The sequence below is a fragment of the Planococcus sp. BI3 genome (assembly GCF_056680115.1).
In genome coordinates this window covers 1,410,383-1,426,947 of sequence record NZ_CM155266.1, presented here as the reverse complement: position 1 = coordinate 1,426,947, position 16,565 = coordinate 1,410,383, and the positions used below count along the sequence as shown (strand labels likewise).

Genomic DNA, 16,565 nt, shown 5'->3' with positions numbered 1-16,565 from the left:
TTTGGGTACTTGCAGACTAGAGTGGAACCGGAAAATTGGGGCACAAAAGAATATGTAGAATGAATTGAAGAAAACAAAGATCCATATGTAGAAATGGCATATAAACAGACTGCGCAGCAGCTTGGATGGAATTATCCTGGGTGATTATTCATAATGTATGGACACGATTAATCCAGTGGCTGCTGTTTCCGTGGCGGAAAGGTGCGTTTCGTTACATAAGCCATGGGGTGATTGTGGACACGCTGTGCTTTTTTAAAGTAGCGGCGGAGTGAACCGGCAAAAGAATGCTGATTGCGTAAAGCGATGGGGGACACATCCAAATAAACCGTTTCGCTATTGCTTAAATAAATGATGCTGCCTTTGCCGCTGCTGTCGCTTTCAATCAAATCGATGGCGTCATAATTGAACCAGACACATTCCTTGTTCTTTGGAGAGTGGGTCGGGAAGAAAATTAGTGGGTTGCCATAATACTCGCCGATGATGATAGGGGGCTTGTGTTTTACGCCGACTGCTTTTTGGGCATAGAGTGTCGCACTTTCAAGTGAAGCACGGTAGAAACGGCAGGAAGTGGTGACTGTTTTATAAACAGCTTCTTCGACCACAAATTCACTGCGGTCTTCAATCACCCGCATCCATGTGCGATGGCCGTCTGTATAGGGTAAAAGGGCATACGTATTGGCGCAGATGGTATACGAGAATGGCCTATGATTCTTTTTGTGCATGAAGATTAACCCCCTAAATTTACTGTACATACCTTATTATAATAAAAAATGGAAATTTCGCAATGCGCAATAGATTGAAAATAAAATTTTTTCTATTTCGTTGGAATTTTCAAATAAATCTTGATTTATTCCATTCGGCTAATGTATACTAATGAAAAGCATTCGGGGTGAAGAAGAATGGAAAATTATTATTCTTATGCTGATTTCATGAAAGCGATGGCTCAAACAAAAAAAATTACGGAAGCGGAAAAACTGCTGAACGATATTTATTTGGACCTGTTCTTAAAGCATGTACACCGTTCCCAACAGGAAGCACAGCTTATGACGCTTATCGACGAAGCCCTGGATCATAATGACCAAAAAGCATTTGCTAGATATGCTGCCCAATTACAAACTCTAAAGCACGAAGAAACTGAATAAATGGCTAACTGAAAATAGCCGGAGAAAAGGGAAGTCGGAGCCAATCTGACTTCCCTTTTTTTCTGTTTGCTGTGAAAATCGAATTTTTTTCTGGCTCTACTCTACGTGCTTCTAATTTTCCGCAGGAGTTTTTCAGCCCAGATAAACCCACTGTTTCGCATTTTTTTATTTGTTTCCACATAAAAAAACATACGTTCGCTTTTTGTTAGGGGTTTTTTAGGGCATATGGTAAAGTAGAAGTAATGAAATAATGGAAGGGCGTCTTAACATGAAACAGGAATTTAATCTTCAAGCTCCTTATGAACCAGCTGGCGATCAGCCTCAGGCCATTGCCGAACTGACGCAGGGCATCATCAATGGCAAACGCTGCCAGACATTGCTGGGGGCTACAGGAACAGGTAAAACCTTTACAATGTCGAACGTCATCCAGCAGGTGAAAAAGCCGACGCTGGTCATGGCCCACAATAAAACATTGGCTGGCCAGCTCTACAGCGAATTCAAGGAGTTCTTCCCTGATAACGCGGTTGAGTATTTTGTCAGTTATTACGATTACTATCAGCCGGAAGCCTACGTGCCGCAATCGGATACATTCATCGAAAAAGATGCCAGCATCAATGATGAAATCGACAAGCTGCGCCACTCTGCGACGAGCTCCTTATTTGAGCGGGACGATGTCATCGTCATTGCATCCGTTTCCTGCATCTATGGCCTCGGTTCACCAAAAGAATACCGTGAACTGGTCGTTTCACTTCGCAAAGGAATGGAGATTGAGCGCAACCAATTGTTAAGAAAATTGGTCGACGTTCAATACGAGCGCAATGACATCAACTTTATCCGCGGGACATTCCGGGTTCGTGGAGATGTGGTTGAGATTTTCCCGGCGTCACGCGACGAACGATGCCTGCGCGTCGAGTTTTTTGGCGATGAAATCGACCGCATCCGCGAAGTGGACGCCCTGACTGGTGAAATTATCGGCGAACGCGACCACGTCGCCATCTTCCCGGCATCCCACTTTGTTACACGCGAAGACAAAATGGTCAAAGCGATTGCCAATATTGAAGAGGAACTGGAAGCGCGTCTGAAGGAAATGCGCGCAGAAGACAAATTGCTGGAAGCGCAGCGCCTCGAACAGCGGACGCGCTATGATTTGGAGATGATGCGTGAGATGGGCTTCTGCTCCGGCATCGAAAACTATTCCCGCCATTTGACGCTTCGTCCTGCAGGTGCCCAGCCCTATACATTGATTGATTACTTTCCAGAAGACTTCTTGTTGGTTGTAGATGAAAGCCACGTTACACTGCCGCAGGTGCGCGGCATGTTCAATGGTGACCAGGCAAGGAAAAAAGTATTGGTGGATTACGGCTTCCGGCTGCCTTCGGCTATGGATAACCGTCCCTTGACCTTCGATGAATTTGAAAAACATATCAGCCAGGCGGTCTTTGTTTCGGCTACGCCTGGTCCCTATGAATTGGAGCATACCCCGGAGATGGTGGAACAGATCATCCGTCCAACCGGGCTGCTTGACCCGACTATCGAAATCCGTCCGATTGAAGGCCAGATAGATGATTTGATGTATGAGATCCGCCAGCGTGCGGAAAGCAATGAACGGGTACTGGTGACGACTTTAACGAAAAAAATGTCGGAAGATTTAACGGCTTACCTGAAAGATGCCGGCATCAAAGTCAACTACCTGCATTCTGAGATCAAGACGCTTGAACGGATTGAAATCATCCGGGAACTGCGGATGGGTGTTTACGATGTCCTGGTTGGCATCAACCTGCTGCGTGAAGGACTGGATATTCCGGAAGTTTCATTGGTGACCATTCTAGATGCGGACAAAGAAGGCTTCTTGCGTTCAGAACGCGCCTTGATCCAGACGATGGGCCGAGCAGCCAGAAACTCAAATGGCCATGTTATCATGTATGCTGATAGGGTGACGGACTCGATGCAAAGAGCGATAGATGAGACCGCACGCCGCCGGACCATCCAGGCCGACTATAACGAAAAGCATGGCATTACGCCAATTACAATACAGAAGAAAATCCGTGATGTCATCCGCGCAACTGCCGCGGCGGAAGAAGCGGAAGAATATGTGTCAAAAGCAGTATCCGGAAAAAAACTCAACAAAGAAGATCGCATGAAGCTGGTCGCACTCCTCGAGACAGAAATGAAAGAAGCGGCCAAAGCACTCGATTTCGAACGGGCTGCAGAATTGCGCGATACAGTGCTTGAATTGAAAGCGGAAGGATGATGGAAGTTGAAGAATAAAGAAATACGGATACAGGGCGCACGTGCGCACAATTTAAAGAATATCGACGTTGTCATTCCGCGTGACAAGCTTGTCGTTATGACTGGGCTGTCCGGTTCCGGCAAATCCTCACTGGCGTTTGATACGATTTACGCAGAAGGGCAGCGGCGGTATGTGGAATCGCTGTCTTCCTACGCCCGCCAATTTTTGGGGCAGATGGACAAGCCGGATGTCGACTTGATTGAAGGGCTGTCACCAGCCATTTCAATCGATCAGAAGACAACCAGCAAGAATCCGCGTTCCACTGTGGCAACGGTAACGGAAATCTATGATTATATGCGTCTTATGTACGCGCGCATCGGAAAGCCGATCTGTCCGAACCACGGCATCGAAATTTCATCACAAACGATCGAGGAAATGGTCGACCGCCTGATCGTTTATCCGGAACGTACAAAAATGCAGATTTTGGCGCCGATTGTCACAGGCCGAAAAGGAACCCACGTCAAGCTGCTTGAAGACATCAAAAAGCAAGGGTATGTACGGGTTCGGGTCAATGGGGAATTGATTGATTTGGATGATGATATTGTGCTTGATAAAAACAAAAAGCATTCAATTGAAGTGGTCATCGACCGGGTTGTCATGAAAGAGAATATTGCACCACGGCTCAGTGATTCACTTGAATCCGCTTTGCGTTTAGGCGATGGCCGGGTGTTGATTGATGTGATGGGCCAGGAAGAATTGCTGTTCAGTGAACATCACGCATGCCCAGTCTGCGGATTTTCGATTGGGGAGCTGGAACCGAAAATGTTTTCATTCAACTCACCTTTTGGAGCTTGTCCGGAATGTGACGGCCTCGGGATGAAGCTGGAAGTCGATCCTGAACTGGTCATTCCAGATTGGAACATATCTCTCAATAAAGGTGCGATTCTGCCTTGGCAGCCGACCAGCTCGCAATATTATCCGCAATTACTGAAAGCGATCTGCCAGCATTACAAGATTGACATGGACGTGCCCGTCAGTGAGTTGCCGGAAGAACACATCAATGTCATCATGCGCGGCTCTGGGAGCGACAAGATCCGCTTCCGCTATGAAAACGATTATGGCCAGATCCGGGACAATCATATTCAGTTTGAAGGGGTGTTGTCCAATGTGGACCGCCGCTATCGAGAAACTTCATCTGACTATATCCGCGAACAAATGGAAAAATACATGGGCGAACAGCCATGCACGGTCTGTGAAGGCTATCGCTTAAAGCCCGAGACTTTGGCAGTCAAGGTCAACGATGTGCATATCGGCAAAGTGACGGAGTTCTCGATAGTCGAAGCTTATCAATTTTTCGATAACCTCAAGCTATCGGAAAAAGATACACAGATTGCTAAATTGATTATCCGGGAAATTCAGGAACGCATCGGCTTCCTGATCAATGTCGGGCTTGATTACCTGACCTTGAACCGGGCTTCAGGAACCTTGTCCGGAGGGGAAGCACAGCGGATCCGCTTGGCGACCCAAATCGGTTCACGGTTGACCGGGGTCTTGTATATTCTGGATGAACCGTCGATCGGGCTGCATCAACGTGACAATGACCGGTTGATTGAGACATTGAAAAGCATGCGCGACATCGGCAATACATTGATTGTTGTCGAACATGATGAAGATACCATGCTGGCAGCTGATTATTTGATCGATGTCGGACCGGGTGCTGGTGTTCATGGTGGTGAAATCGTGGCTGCAGGAACCCCGGAGAAGGTCATGAAAAATAAGAAATCATTGACTGGCCAATACTTGAGCGGCAAAAAGTTCATTCCATTGCCTGCCGAACGCAGAGTACCGAACGACCGGAAAATTTCCATCCGCGGAGCCAATCAAAACAACCTGAAGAAAGTGGATGTCGATATTCCACTTGGTTTATTCACCGCGGTGACCGGGGTTTCAGGTTCCGGAAAAAGTACGCTCATCAATGAAATCCTTTACAAGACGCTGGCACATCGGCTGAACCGGGCAAAAGCGAAACCGGGCCATTTCGATTCAATAGAAGGAACCGAAGGGCTTGAACGGGTCATCGATATCGATCAGTCACCGATCGGACGGACACCCCGGTCAAATCCGGCAACCTATACCGGCGTATTCGATGATATCCGTGATGTCTACGCGACGACCAATGAAGCGAAAGTGCGCGGCTATAAAAAAGGCCGTTTCAGTTTCAATGTCAAGGGCGGTCGCTGTGAAGCTTGCCGCGGAGATGGTATTATAAAAATAGAAATGCATTTCCTTCCGGATGTCTATGTGCCTTGTGAAATTTGCCACGGCAAGCGTTACAACCGGGAAACCCTGGAAGTGAAGTACAAAAACAAAAGCATCTCAGATATCCTGGACATGACAGCAGAAGACGCTGCTTCATTTTTCGAAAACATTCCAAAAATCAGCCGTAAATTAAAGACAGTTGTAGATGTCGGCCTTGGCTATGTCACACTTGGCCAGCCTGCAACCACTTTATCCGGAGGTGAAGCGCAGCGCGTCAAGCTGGCATCAGAGCTGCATAAGCGTTCAAACGGCAAATCCTTTTATATTTTGGATGAACCGACAACGGGTCTCCACGCCGACGATATTTCCCGTCTGCTTCTTGTTCTGCAGCGCCTTGTGGACAATGGCGATACGGTATTGACCATTGAGCATAATCTGGACGTCATCAAGACAGCCGATTATATCATCGATTTGGGTCCAGAAGGTGGAGACAAAGGCGGTACCATACTTGCGACAGGCACTCCAGAAGAAATTGCGGCTGTCGAAAACTCGTATACCGGCAAGTACCTGAAGCCGATACTTGAGCGTGACCGGGGACGTATGGATGCCCTGGTCAAAGGCGCCAGCCGCAGAAAAAAAGCGGTTAAATGAAACTTTTGCTGCTGGCAAACGTATCAATTAGAAGAATAGATCTGATTGTCCTGGTAAGTTTTACTTATCGGCAATCAGACAATGAGGAGGCCACAATACATGCAAAGCGAAAAAGAACGCATTTTGGACATGGTTGAGAACGGTACGATTTCTGCACGTGAAGCCGTAGAGTTGCTGCGTGCTATAGATGGCAGCAGTTCTTCTTCGGATGAGCCGAATTATGGCCGCAACAACCAAAAAGACAAATCTGGCAAACGTGGATTTTTCAGACCGGAAGACATCGTTAAGAAAGTATCGAAGGATTTCTCGAAGAATATTTCAAAAAATGTCTCGAAAAATGTTTCGCGTGACTTTAATGATTTAGGCACCCGGATGATGGACTTTATGCAGTCTTCTGTTGGCAAATTAAAAACGATGGAATTCGACTCGCCATTTGGCGAAGCGATTCAATTCAGCCACACATTCACAGATGAAATAACGGACCTGAATACCATCATTGCGGATATCGCCAATGGTCAGTTGGAGATTTTCCCATCACAGGACGGCTTGCTGCGAGCGGAATGCAGCGTCAAGGCGTATCGTTCGGAGTCACCGGCGCAGGCAAAAGTGGATTTTCTTGATAAATTTGTCTTTATTGCCGATGACCGGAAGCTTCGGATCATCAGTGACTTAAAGACTACTCAGGTTAATGTGGTTTTGTATGTACCGGAGGTTTCTTATGAACACATCACCGCTCGTTTGTTCAATGGCGGGTTCACCATGAAACGCATCGATGCAGCGCTGATCAAAGTGAAAACGGCGAACGGCAAAATCGATCTGAAGCATGTGGAATTTGATGATGCAGAACTGGAAACAGCCAATGGCGCCATCCACGTTCAGGAAACAAAAGGCAAGGTATTGGAAGCTGAAACCTTGAATGGCCGCATCTATATTGATGGCGATATCCAGACGATCGTTTCGAAATCGTTGAACGGCAATATTGTTGCAACCACTAGATGCAAAGAAGCGCGTAAGTTGGAAACAAAGACTTTGGCAGGCAATGTCGAGCTTTATATTCCTTCTCACTTGCCTTTAAAAGGTGAAGTATCTTCAAATCTGGGTAAAATGGATGTCTTGCTGTCGGACATCGACAGTACGCATGAGCAAGGACAATTCCTGCAAAAATCAATCCGGTTCTCAAAACAGGGAACTGAACCGGCCGCAGCGCCGTTATTGGTCTACGGAGAAACCAAAACAGGTTCTGTCCTGCTGCGGTACTTAACAATCGAATAAACAGTTTTCAAGCCGGTACAGAAATCTTGTGCCGGCTTTTTTTAAATGGGTTCACATGGTTGGTATTTTTTTGGCTTTTATTTTACCATTTAAAAAAAGGAAAGGTTTTGGGATATGATCGCTACTATTTTGATCGGGTTCACGATTCTTCTGATGTTGCTCAATCTTTATTACTTTTTCACCAATCAACAGCATAAAGAAAGTTATATCCATACCTCATTATTTACCAAACTCTTCCTCATTATGACCGTCGTTACGTTTGGATTTGCTGTAATCTATTACTTACTGGCTTTCAACAACGATACTTTAAGGCTGAATGATGAAACAGGCAGGAGAGCAGGAGACAATTTTTGGGATTATTTATACTTTAGTGGAGTGACGATGCTGTCCATCGGTTACGGGGATTTGGTGCCGATGGGCTACGCCCGTTTTTTTGCGGTCGTTCAAGCAGCATTGGGCTTGTTATTGCCGTCTGCTTATTTTGTTAAAGCATTCGATGAAATGGGAATACATGAAAAAGAAGGACAAGGAAACCGAAGCGACAAAAAGAATGAAGAAGATTGAATGGAAGGAGGAGGACCGGATGGAAAAAAATAATGCTGCTATAAAAGAAGCTTTTGCTGAATTGATGGCTGAACCCAAAATTCAACAGGCACTCGCATTCGTTGAACAAGACCATCAGCGCACCATCGATGAACAGATTGCCTTGACGGAAATTCCAGCGCCACCATTCAAGGAACGGCAGCGTGCTGAAAATTTCCTGATGCGTCTGAAGGATTTGGGTTTGGAACAAGTCCTCATGGATTCAGAAGGGAATGTCTATGGATTGCGAAAAGGGAAAGGGCAAGGGCCGAAGATTTTTGTGTCTGCGCACCTGGATACGGTTTTTCCTGAAGGGACCGATACCACAGTCCATCAGAAAGGTGGCGTGCTTCATGCACCTGGAATTGGAGATGATACGCGTGGCCTGGCCGAATTGCTGGCAGTGGTGAGGGCCTTTAATGAAGCGGGCATTGAAAATAGCGGAGATATAATCTTCGGCGGAACTGTCGGCGAGGAAGGAGCCGGCGATTTGCGCGGGGTAAAAGCCTTTTTTAAGGAGCACCAGGATATTGATGCCTTCCTGTCACTGGATGGACCTGGCACTCATGCCATCACCTATTTGGCCACAGGAAGCTATCGTTATAAAGTTACATATACAGGACCTGGAGGACATAGTTTTGCGGCGTTTGGAACTCCCAGTGCGACGCATGCATTGGGGCGGGCGATGGCTGCAATCGCCGACCTGGAAACGCCAAGCGAGCCGAAGACGACTTTTTCAATCGGAGAAGTTTCCGGTGGAACATCGGTAAACGCCATTGCGCAGGAAGCTTCGATGCTGGTCGATCTTCGCTCCAATGATCAACAGCAATTGGACAAATTGGAGCAGCGTTTTCTTGAAATCGCAAAAGCAGCGGCACAAGCTGAAAATGCACGGTGGGGGGATGACCGCCTGCAGGTCGAAATCAATCGTTTCGGCAATCGGCCGCCGGCGAGTCAATCTGAGGATGAGCCGATCGTGCAAGTGGCGAGCGGGGCAATCCGGTCGCTTGGAGCAGCACCCGAGTTGAAGGAACCGAGCAGCACAGACGCCAATTATCCGATGAGCATCGGTGTGCCCGCAATCACCATTGGCCTTGGCGGAAAGTTTGATAAAGCGCACACACTGGAAGAATGGCATGACCCGAAAAATGGCCATTTGGCTATCCAAAAAAGCTTGATGACGATCTTGGGCCTGGTTGGTGTTGAAGGAATCAGTCGGCCACTGCTTTGAGAAAATAAAAAATCCGGATCGCCTGTAATGGCGGTCCGGATTTTTTCATTTTTTATCTGGATACAAATCCTGCAGAAAATCAATGGACTGCCTGATCAATTGCTGTAGGACGTCGAGATCGATGTCTTCGGTTTTATTGATGTAAACACAGGCTTTTCCGCTGGTGTGTTTGCCGAATTTCTCAAGCAGCGGTCCGCGTTTCTCATCTCCGGTTGCGAAATACAGGCTGATCTTCGCTTTGCGAGGAGAAAATCCGACAAGCGGCGCATCGCCTTCATGGCCCGTTTTGTATACATAATGATAGGATCCGAAGCCGATAATGCTGGGTCCCCACATTTTTGCAGGAAAGCCGCTGGTCTGCTCGAATAGTTGTAGCAATATATAAGCATCCTGCCGTTTTTTCGGGTTGTCGACCGATTCGATGAACTCTATGACATCGGCATCGGTTTCTGTTGTTTTTTGTTCATACATGGCCAATCCCTCTTTTCCTTCAGCTGGATTCTACAGACAATGCATCGCGTTTTCTGCTCCTTCCCAGGGCACTTTATAACCTTGGCCTTTGGCACAGAAGATGGAAGTGGATGTATAAAGGGGATCTGCATCTTTGGCATAGCCGATCCGGGCAATCACTTCATCTTCATTATGACAGAAATCATAGCCGTCGAACAGCAGGCTGAGCGCTCCTTTGCCACGTGTGAAAGCGGCGAATTCCGAACTGTAGTTCATGAATGCGGCAACTGGCACGCGACCTTCAATCGTCGTTTTTCCATCTACTGTTTCAGGCGCATCAAAGCTGCCGTAAGCCTGTTGAATATCGGACAGCACTCTTCCCATCTGTTCAAGATCGACTTTGATTTTGAAACGGTACATCGGCTCGAGCAGCCGGTTCTGCGCTCTTTCCAACCCTTGGCGAAGTGCGCGGAAAGCGGCTTCCCGGAAGTCGCCGCCAGAGGTGTGCTGATTGTGGCCGCGTCCGGTCGTTAAGGTTGCTTTAAGGTCCGTCAAAGGGGAACCTGTCAATAAGCCGTGATGGTCGCGCTCAGTCAGATGGTGGAGGATCAAATTTTGATGGCCGACCGATAATGCATCTGCGTGACAGGCATTTCCCACCTGAAAGCCGCTGCCGCGTTCGCCGGGTTCAAGTTTCAGATGGACTTCCGCATAATGGCGGAGCGGTTCGAAATGGCCATAGCCCATGACCGGCGATCCGATGGTTTCTTTATACAGAATTTCCGGTTCGCCAAATTGGACCTTGTGGCCGAACCGTTCAAAAACCACTTGTTCCAAAACTTCCAGCTGGATGGCGCCCATGACCTGGATTTGGATCTGTTGAAAATATTCGTCCCAATAGACGGACAGGGAAGGGTCTTCGGCACCGAGAGTTTTGAAACTGGCCAGCACTTCTTTTGGAGCGGTGGAAAGATCAAAAAGGACCGTTGATTTTAATGTCGGCATCGTTCCGAATGTGGAACTTTCTTGCCGGGCACCGATAACATCGCCGATTGCGGCTTCTGATAACCCCGCAATGGCGAATAATTCACCTGCCCGGGCCTGTTCCGCAATGTGAAATTTATTGCCGTTATAAACCCGGATTTGTGTAACTTTTTCTTCGAGATCATTCGGACCGTATGCCAGTTTGTCGCGAACCTTCAGCGTTCCACTGAACGCCTTAAGAAAACAGATCCGGTTGCCGTTTTCATCGTGGCGGATTTTGTAGATTTGAGCGCCAAATGCGCCACTGTCAGCGTAGGAACTGACCGTCAATCCATCCAGCTGCATAAGGAATTCCAGAATGCCGGTATCCTGCAGGGCAGAACCGCTGGCGCAAGGGAAGATTTGATTGGAGGCGATCATAAGCTGAAAAGCCTCTAGCCAAAGTGTTTCGTCATAACCAGACTCCAGGTAATGCATCAGCAACGCTTCGTCCCGTTCAGCGATAAATTCGATCAACTCTTCACTCATGGTTCCGCCTCGATAAGACGCTGTGATATCGAAGGCATCACTGGAAAAATTGGACCGGATTTCCTTCAGGACTTGTGCAGGATTGGCACCTTCACGATCGGTTTTATTGATGAAAAAAAAGACCGGTACTTTGTATTTTTGAAGAAGCTGCCAGACGGTTTCCGTATGCCCTTCAATGCCATCGACGGCGCTGATGAGGAGGATAGCGTAATCCATCACTTGAACGGAGCGTTCCATTTCAGGGGAAAAGTCGACGTGGCCCGGGGTATCGATAAGAAAATAAGTCGAATCATTAAATGAAAAATGGGCTTGGTCAGCAAAAATCGTAATGCCGCGGCTTTTTTCGATGGCATGGCTGTCGAGAAAAGCGTTTTGGTGATCGACCCGCCCGCGCTGGCGAATGCTTTTCGTGTGGTACAGCAGTTGTTCTGAGAATGTGGTCTTGCCGGCATCGACATGCGCAAGGATTCCGATGGTTTTGTTCATGAAGTCACCTCTTTAGCTCTAGTTTAGCAGAATTTGAATTTAACAATAGAAAAAACGCGAAAGCCGATGTGGCTTTCGCGTTCAAAAGGGAATTATTATCCAGTTGGTGTTCAGTGGATGGCGTCAAAACAAGCGATGCCAAAACAGATGCCGAGGGCACACCGTTTCCGGTAAGCGGCAGATTTGAGCAGCTCCACTTCCTGTTTATGCGTCATAAAGCCGCATTCCACAAGGATTGCTGGCATGTGGGTATCCCGTAGAACAGCAAAATCACCTTGCTTGACTCCACGGTCTTTCCGGCCGGTCGCCAGCACAAGAGAACTGTGTACGAACCCTGCCAGTTCTTTGGTTGCTGCCTGGGGCTGGGTGTAGGTGAAGGTTTCCAAGCCATTGACGGTGTTGAAGGAATGGCCCATTGCGTTGGCATGGATGGAAACGAACAAGTCCACCTTCAGCCGGTTTGCGAGTGCTGTCCGTTCGTGCAACGGAACATCCAGCTCATTTTGATGGCTGACAAATACGCTGTGTCCATCCATCACCAATCGTTTTTTCACTTCTTCTGCAACGGCCGAATTAAAATGGAATTCCCTCAGCCTGCCATCGGGTGAACGCTTTCCGGACGTGTCTGGACCGTGTCCGGCATCAATCATTATCTTCATTTTGAAAAACCTCCTTTTGCTATCTATATAGTGGAAGAGACCGCCAAAGGGGACAAAAATCTTCAAATTTAGTTTTTCCATGTTAAAATAAGAGCAAACCGCATGAAAAAAGAACAACTTCGACGAAAATTCGAAATAATGTGTGGATAAGGAATGAGGGGTAAGAAATGGGACAAGTAACAACAAAACAAGTGATGGAAACGTTTGAACTGGATTTGATCAGCGGAGAAGAAGGCATCGGCCGCCATATCCCCATCAGTGATATTTCAAGACCCGGTTTGGAGATGGCCGGCTATTTCACCCATTATCCAGCAAACCGTGTGCAGCTGCTCGGCAAAACCGAGCTTTCTTTTTTTTCTATGTTATTGCCGGAAGAGCGGCTGGACCGGATGATGAAACTCTGTACCGATGACACACCGGCCATCATCGTTTCACACGGTGTACCCGTTCCAGAAGAATTGGTTATTGCATCAAGCAGCCGGCATGTTCCGGTTATGACTACACCCATGTCTACAACGCGTTTTTCTAGTTTGCTGACGAATTATCTGGAAAGCCAACTGGCACCGACAACGGCCATCCATGGTGTGCTGGTTGATATTTATGGTGTAGGTGTCCTGCTGACAGGGAAAAGCGGTGTCGGTAAAAGTGAAACGGCGTTGGAGCTTGTCAAAAAGGGCCATCGCCTGGTAGCTGACGACTGCGTGGAGATCCACCAGGAAGGGGAAAATACATTGGTTGGCCATTCCCCCAAACTGATTGAGCATTTGCTTGAAATCAGAGGAGTCGGCATCATCGATATCATGACCTTGTTTGGAGCAAGCGCGATTCGTACATTCAAAAGGATTTCCCTAGTCATCGATTTGGAGATTTGGGATCAGGATAAAACCTACGATCGCCTTGGCTTGGAAGAAGAAAAGATGAAGATTATCGATACGCACTTGACGAAACTGACGATTCCAGTTCGCCCTGGACGGAACTTATCCGTCATCATCGAAGTTGCGGCGATGAATTATCGCTTGAAACGAATGGGCGTCAATGCCGCTGAAGAATTTTCGAAGCGCCTGGATGATGTCATTGCACAAGATACAAACTAAGCGAATGGGTAGGTGCACAAAATGTTTTCAATACTAGCTTCAATAGACCCGACCGCTTTTTCACTGGGTCCGATTTCGGTCCAGTGGTATGGTGTCATCATTGCTTTTGGCATTGTCGTCGCCTTTTTGGTGGGGCAGCGTGAGATGGTCAAACGGGGGTTGCACCCTGAGTATTTAACGGATTTATTGATTTGGGCGGTGCCGTTGGCAATAGTCGGCGCCCGCATTTATTATGTTGCGTTTGAATGGGACCATTACAAAGACAATCCGGGACAGATCATTGCCATCTGGAATGGCGGCATTGCGATCCACGGTGCATTGATTGCATCTGTGATTGTCGCGTATCTGTTCACCAAAAAACGCAACACCTCCTTTTTAAAAGTGGCGGATATTCTGGCGCCAAGCATCCTGATCGGCCAAGCGATTGGCCGGTGGGGCAATTTCATCAACCAGGAAGCGCATGGCGGAGAAGTATCCCGGACTTTCCTGGAAAATCTCTTCATTCCTGACTGGATCATCAATCACATGTACATAGACGGAACATACTACCACCCGACTTTCCTGTACGAATCCTTGTGGAGCCTGGTGGGCATCATTATTTTGCTGTTGTTGCGGAAGGTTAATCTGGTACGCGGCGAAATGTTTTTCTTTTATATGATCTGGTATTCTGTTGGCCGCTTCTTTATCGAAGGCATGCGGACAGACAGCCTCTATGTGGTCGGTGAACTTCGGGCTGCACAGCTGGTGTCGGTTGTAGCCATCATCATTGCTGTGGTATTTATCGTGTACCGCCGCGTGGCAATCAAAAACCCACCGCATTATAAAGACAAATAACCTTGAAAAGAGCGATCAGATGTCGACTTTGAGAAATGGATTGAAAGCGGGATTGAAGACGACCTGGTCTTTGGGGAAAATCATTTTCCCGATCACCCTGCTCGTCACCATGCTTCAATATACACCGGTTCTGCCTTTTATCATCGATTTGGTTGCGCCGATCATGGGCTTGTTCGGTTTAAGCGGCGATGCTGCCATTCCGCTGGTCCTTGGCAACGCGCTGAATCTGTATGCCGGAATTGCCGGCATCCTGTCATTGGAACTGACGGTCAAAGAAGTGTTCATTTTGGCCGTCATGCTGTCCTTTTCGCATAATATCTTCATCGAAACGGGCGTGGCGCTGAAAGTAGGCGTCAAACTATGGATCGTGCTGGTGGTCCGTTTTGGATTGGCTGCACTGTCCGGAATCATCATCAACCTGCTGTGGAAAGGCGGCGGCGAAGTGGCGCAATATGGCTTTGCACCTGAAGCGGCTGCTGCACCAGAAAGCTGGATGGGGATCTTGCTGATCGGACTGGAAAAAGCTTCGTTCGGCGTCCTGCAATTAGCGATGATCGTTATACCGTTGATGATCATGATCCAAATTTTAAAAGATAGAAAATACCTGCAGAAAATCTCCACGATGCTTGGCCCATTGACCCGTCTGTTGGGTGTAGAGAAGAATGCCTCCTTGACGCTTGCTTCCGGACTGGTTTTCGGATTGGCGATGGGAGCAGGAGTTATGATCCAGGCGGTGCAGGAAGATGGCGTCAGCAAAAAAGACGCGACACTGGTGTTCATCTTCCTGGTCGCCTGCCATGCCATCGTGGAAGATACGTTGATTTTCATTCCACTTGGGATCCCGATATGGCCGCTGCTCGCCATCCGTGTGGTTACGGCACTCGGGCTGACCATTTTTGTTTCCTATATGTGGCGTAAAGCGGAAGAAAAAGAGAAGGAAGTGGTTTCTACATGACGGTAAAGCAGATCAATACCTTATTATTCGATTTTGATGGCACTTTACTGGATACCAATGAATTGATCATCCAGACCTTCTTGATCGTTTTGGATGAGCATTATCCGGGGCGTTTCGGGCGTGAAGATGCTTTGCATTTTATCGGTCCGTCGCTTGAACAGACATTTATGGCCATCGATCCGGATCGTGTGGAAGAGCTGACAGCTCAGTACCGCTCACTCAACTGGACCATGCACGATGAATTGGTTGAGGAATATGATGGCGTGGCCGAAACCCTGCGCCTATTGAAAGCGCAGGGCTTGAAAATGGCGATCGTCTCAACCAAAAAGAGCGAAACCATTCGCCACGGGCTGGCATTGATGGGCGTCAGCGATGTGTTTGATGTGCTGGTCGGCCTGGATCATGTCAGCAATCCGAAACCGGATCCAGAACCTTTGCATCTGGCATTAGAGCAATTGGGTGCTCGCCACGACGAAGCTTTGATGATCGGCGACAACTCGCATGACATCGAAGGCGGCAAAAATGCGGGCGTCCGGACAGCAGGCGTTGCCTGGGCAGCAAAAGGCGAGGAATTTCTGGCCGGCTACAATCCGGACTTCATGCTGCAGCATATCAGTGATTTGCTGGAATTGACGAAAGTGGCCGTGAAATGAGAAATACCCAACGCCATTTTGTGGAAGGTCCGAATTCGCTTTGGCATATTTACAAAACTGTACCCTTCTGGAAAGTAGCCAAAAATTTTTTGGTGATCCAGACAGCTCGGTACACCCCGTTTCTGCCGATGAAAAACTGGATGTATAAAGTGTTCCTAAAAATGAAAATTGGCGAGCATTCTTCTTTTGCTTTGATGGTTATGCCGGACGTCATGTTTCCGGAACGGATCACGGTCGGAAAAAATTCAGTGATCGGCTATAATACAACAATTCTTGCACATGAATATTTAATAGATGAATACCGGCTCGGCGACGTAGTCATTGGAGATCGCGTCATGATCGGAGCAAACACCACGATTTTGCCCGGCATCACCATCGGAAACGGCGCGATCGTTTCCGCTGCCACGCTCGTCCATAAAGATGTGCCAGCTGGAGCTTTTGTCGGTGGAAATCCGATGAGCATCATCTATACAGCTGAACAAATGGCGGAGCGCCAAGCAAAATCCTGAAAGCAGCCACTGCTTTCAGGATTTTTTTCGAGGATATCCCTTGACG

Annotated in this window: 15 protein-coding genes; 11 read left to right on the top strand and 4 right to left on the bottom strand. The window is 47.8% G+C overall.

Features of this window, described 5'->3' with window-relative positions; genetic code table 11:
- Nucleotides 1–167: 167 nt before the first annotated feature.
- A complete protein-coding gene (locus tag AC1MEO_RS07270) occupies nt 168–722 on the bottom strand; it encodes a competence protein ComK (protein WP_480335296.1) in 555 nt (184 codons plus the stop codon).
- A 177-nt stretch (nt 723–899) separates the two neighbouring features.
- On the opposite strand from AC1MEO_RS07270, the gene AC1MEO_RS07265 reads away from it, so the two are divergent.
- From AC1MEO_RS07265 to AC1MEO_RS07240, 6 genes are all read left to right on the top strand, one after another.
- Nucleotides 900–1,142 (top strand): IDEAL domain-containing protein, encoded by a 243-nt coding sequence (locus AC1MEO_RS07265; protein WP_480335294.1) that lies wholly within the window; start codon nt 900–902, stop codon nt 1,140–1,142.
- A gap of 268 nt (nt 1,143–1,410) precedes the next feature.
- Entirely contained in the window at nt 1,411–3,393 is a 1,983-nt protein-coding gene (gene uvrB / locus AC1MEO_RS07260) for an excinuclease ABC subunit UvrB (RefSeq protein ID WP_480335292.1), read from the top strand.
- Between the two features lie 6 nt (nt 3,394–3,399).
- The gene (gene uvrA, locus AC1MEO_RS07255; protein WP_480335290.1) at nt 3,400–6,282 is read left to right on the top strand and encodes an excinuclease ABC subunit UvrA; all 2,883 of its coding nucleotides are present in this window, start codon (nt 3,400–3,402) and stop codon (nt 6,280–6,282) included.
- A gap of 99 nt (nt 6,283–6,381) precedes the next feature.
- Complete coding sequence (locus AC1MEO_RS07250) at nt 6,382–7,554, top strand: DUF4097 family beta strand repeat-containing protein (RefSeq protein ID WP_480335289.1); 1,173 nt, start codon at nt 6,382–6,384, stop codon at nt 7,552–7,554.
- 114 nt (nt 7,555–7,668) lie between these two features.
- Entirely contained in the window at nt 7,669–8,118 is a 450-nt protein-coding gene (locus tag AC1MEO_RS07245; RefSeq protein ID WP_480335287.1) for a potassium channel family protein, read from the top strand.
- Nucleotides 8,119–8,137: 19 nt separating this feature from the next.
- Nucleotides 8,138–9,367 (top strand): M20/M25/M40 family metallo-hydrolase, encoded by a 1,230-nt coding sequence (locus AC1MEO_RS07240; RefSeq protein ID WP_480335286.1) that lies wholly within the window; start codon nt 8,138–8,140, stop codon nt 9,365–9,367.
- Nucleotides 9,368–9,412: 45 nt separating this feature from the next.
- Here the strand turns inward: AC1MEO_RS07240 and AC1MEO_RS07235 are convergent, their stop codons facing one another.
- The 3 genes from AC1MEO_RS07235 to AC1MEO_RS07225 form a co-directional block, all read right to left on the bottom strand.
- Entirely contained in the window at nt 9,413–9,838 is a 426-nt protein-coding gene (locus AC1MEO_RS07235) for a DUF1801 domain-containing protein (RefSeq protein ID WP_480335285.1), read from the bottom strand.
- A 30-nt stretch (nt 9,839–9,868) separates the two neighbouring features.
- Complete coding sequence (locus tag AC1MEO_RS07230; RefSeq protein WP_480335284.1) at nt 9,869–11,815, bottom strand: GTP-binding protein; 1,947 nt, start codon at nt 11,813–11,815, stop codon at nt 9,869–9,871.
- A gap of 110 nt (nt 11,816–11,925) precedes the next feature.
- Entirely contained in the window at nt 11,926–12,474 is a 549-nt protein-coding gene (locus AC1MEO_RS07225; protein WP_480335282.1) for an N-acetylmuramoyl-L-alanine amidase family protein, read from the bottom strand.
- 167 nt (nt 12,475–12,641) lie between these two features.
- Here AC1MEO_RS07225 and hprK point away from each other — a divergent pair, with 167 nt between their 5' ends.
- The 5 genes from hprK to AC1MEO_RS07200 are packed head-to-tail and all read left to right on the top strand — an operon-like array spanning nt 12,642 to nt 16,519.
- A complete protein-coding gene (hprK, locus tag AC1MEO_RS07220; protein WP_480335280.1) occupies nt 12,642–13,568 on the top strand; it encodes an HPr(Ser) kinase/phosphatase in 927 nt (308 codons plus the stop codon).
- Nucleotides 13,569–13,589: 21 nt separating this feature from the next.
- Entirely contained in the window at nt 13,590–14,402 is an 813-nt protein-coding gene (gene lgt, locus AC1MEO_RS07215) for a prolipoprotein diacylglyceryl transferase (RefSeq protein WP_480335278.1), read from the top strand.
- A 19-nt stretch (nt 14,403–14,421) separates the two neighbouring features.
- The gene (locus AC1MEO_RS07210) at nt 14,422–15,357 is read left to right on the top strand and encodes a nucleoside recognition domain-containing protein (protein ID WP_480335277.1); all 936 of its coding nucleotides are present in this window, start codon (nt 14,422–14,424) and stop codon (nt 15,355–15,357) included.
- Nucleotides 15,354–16,010: a pyrophosphatase PpaX gene (ppaX, locus tag AC1MEO_RS07205; protein ID WP_480335276.1), complete on the top strand. Its 657-nt coding sequence runs from the start codon at nt 15,354–15,356 to the stop codon at nt 16,008–16,010. Before AC1MEO_RS07210 ends, ppaX begins: the two co-directional genes overlap by 4 nt.
- Nucleotides 16,007–16,519 (top strand): acyltransferase, encoded by a 513-nt coding sequence (locus AC1MEO_RS07200; protein ID WP_480335275.1) that lies wholly within the window; start codon nt 16,007–16,009, stop codon nt 16,517–16,519. The genes ppaX and AC1MEO_RS07200 overlap by 4 nt, the downstream gene beginning before the upstream one ends.
- The last annotated feature ends 46 nt before the right edge of the window (nt 16,520–16,565 follow it).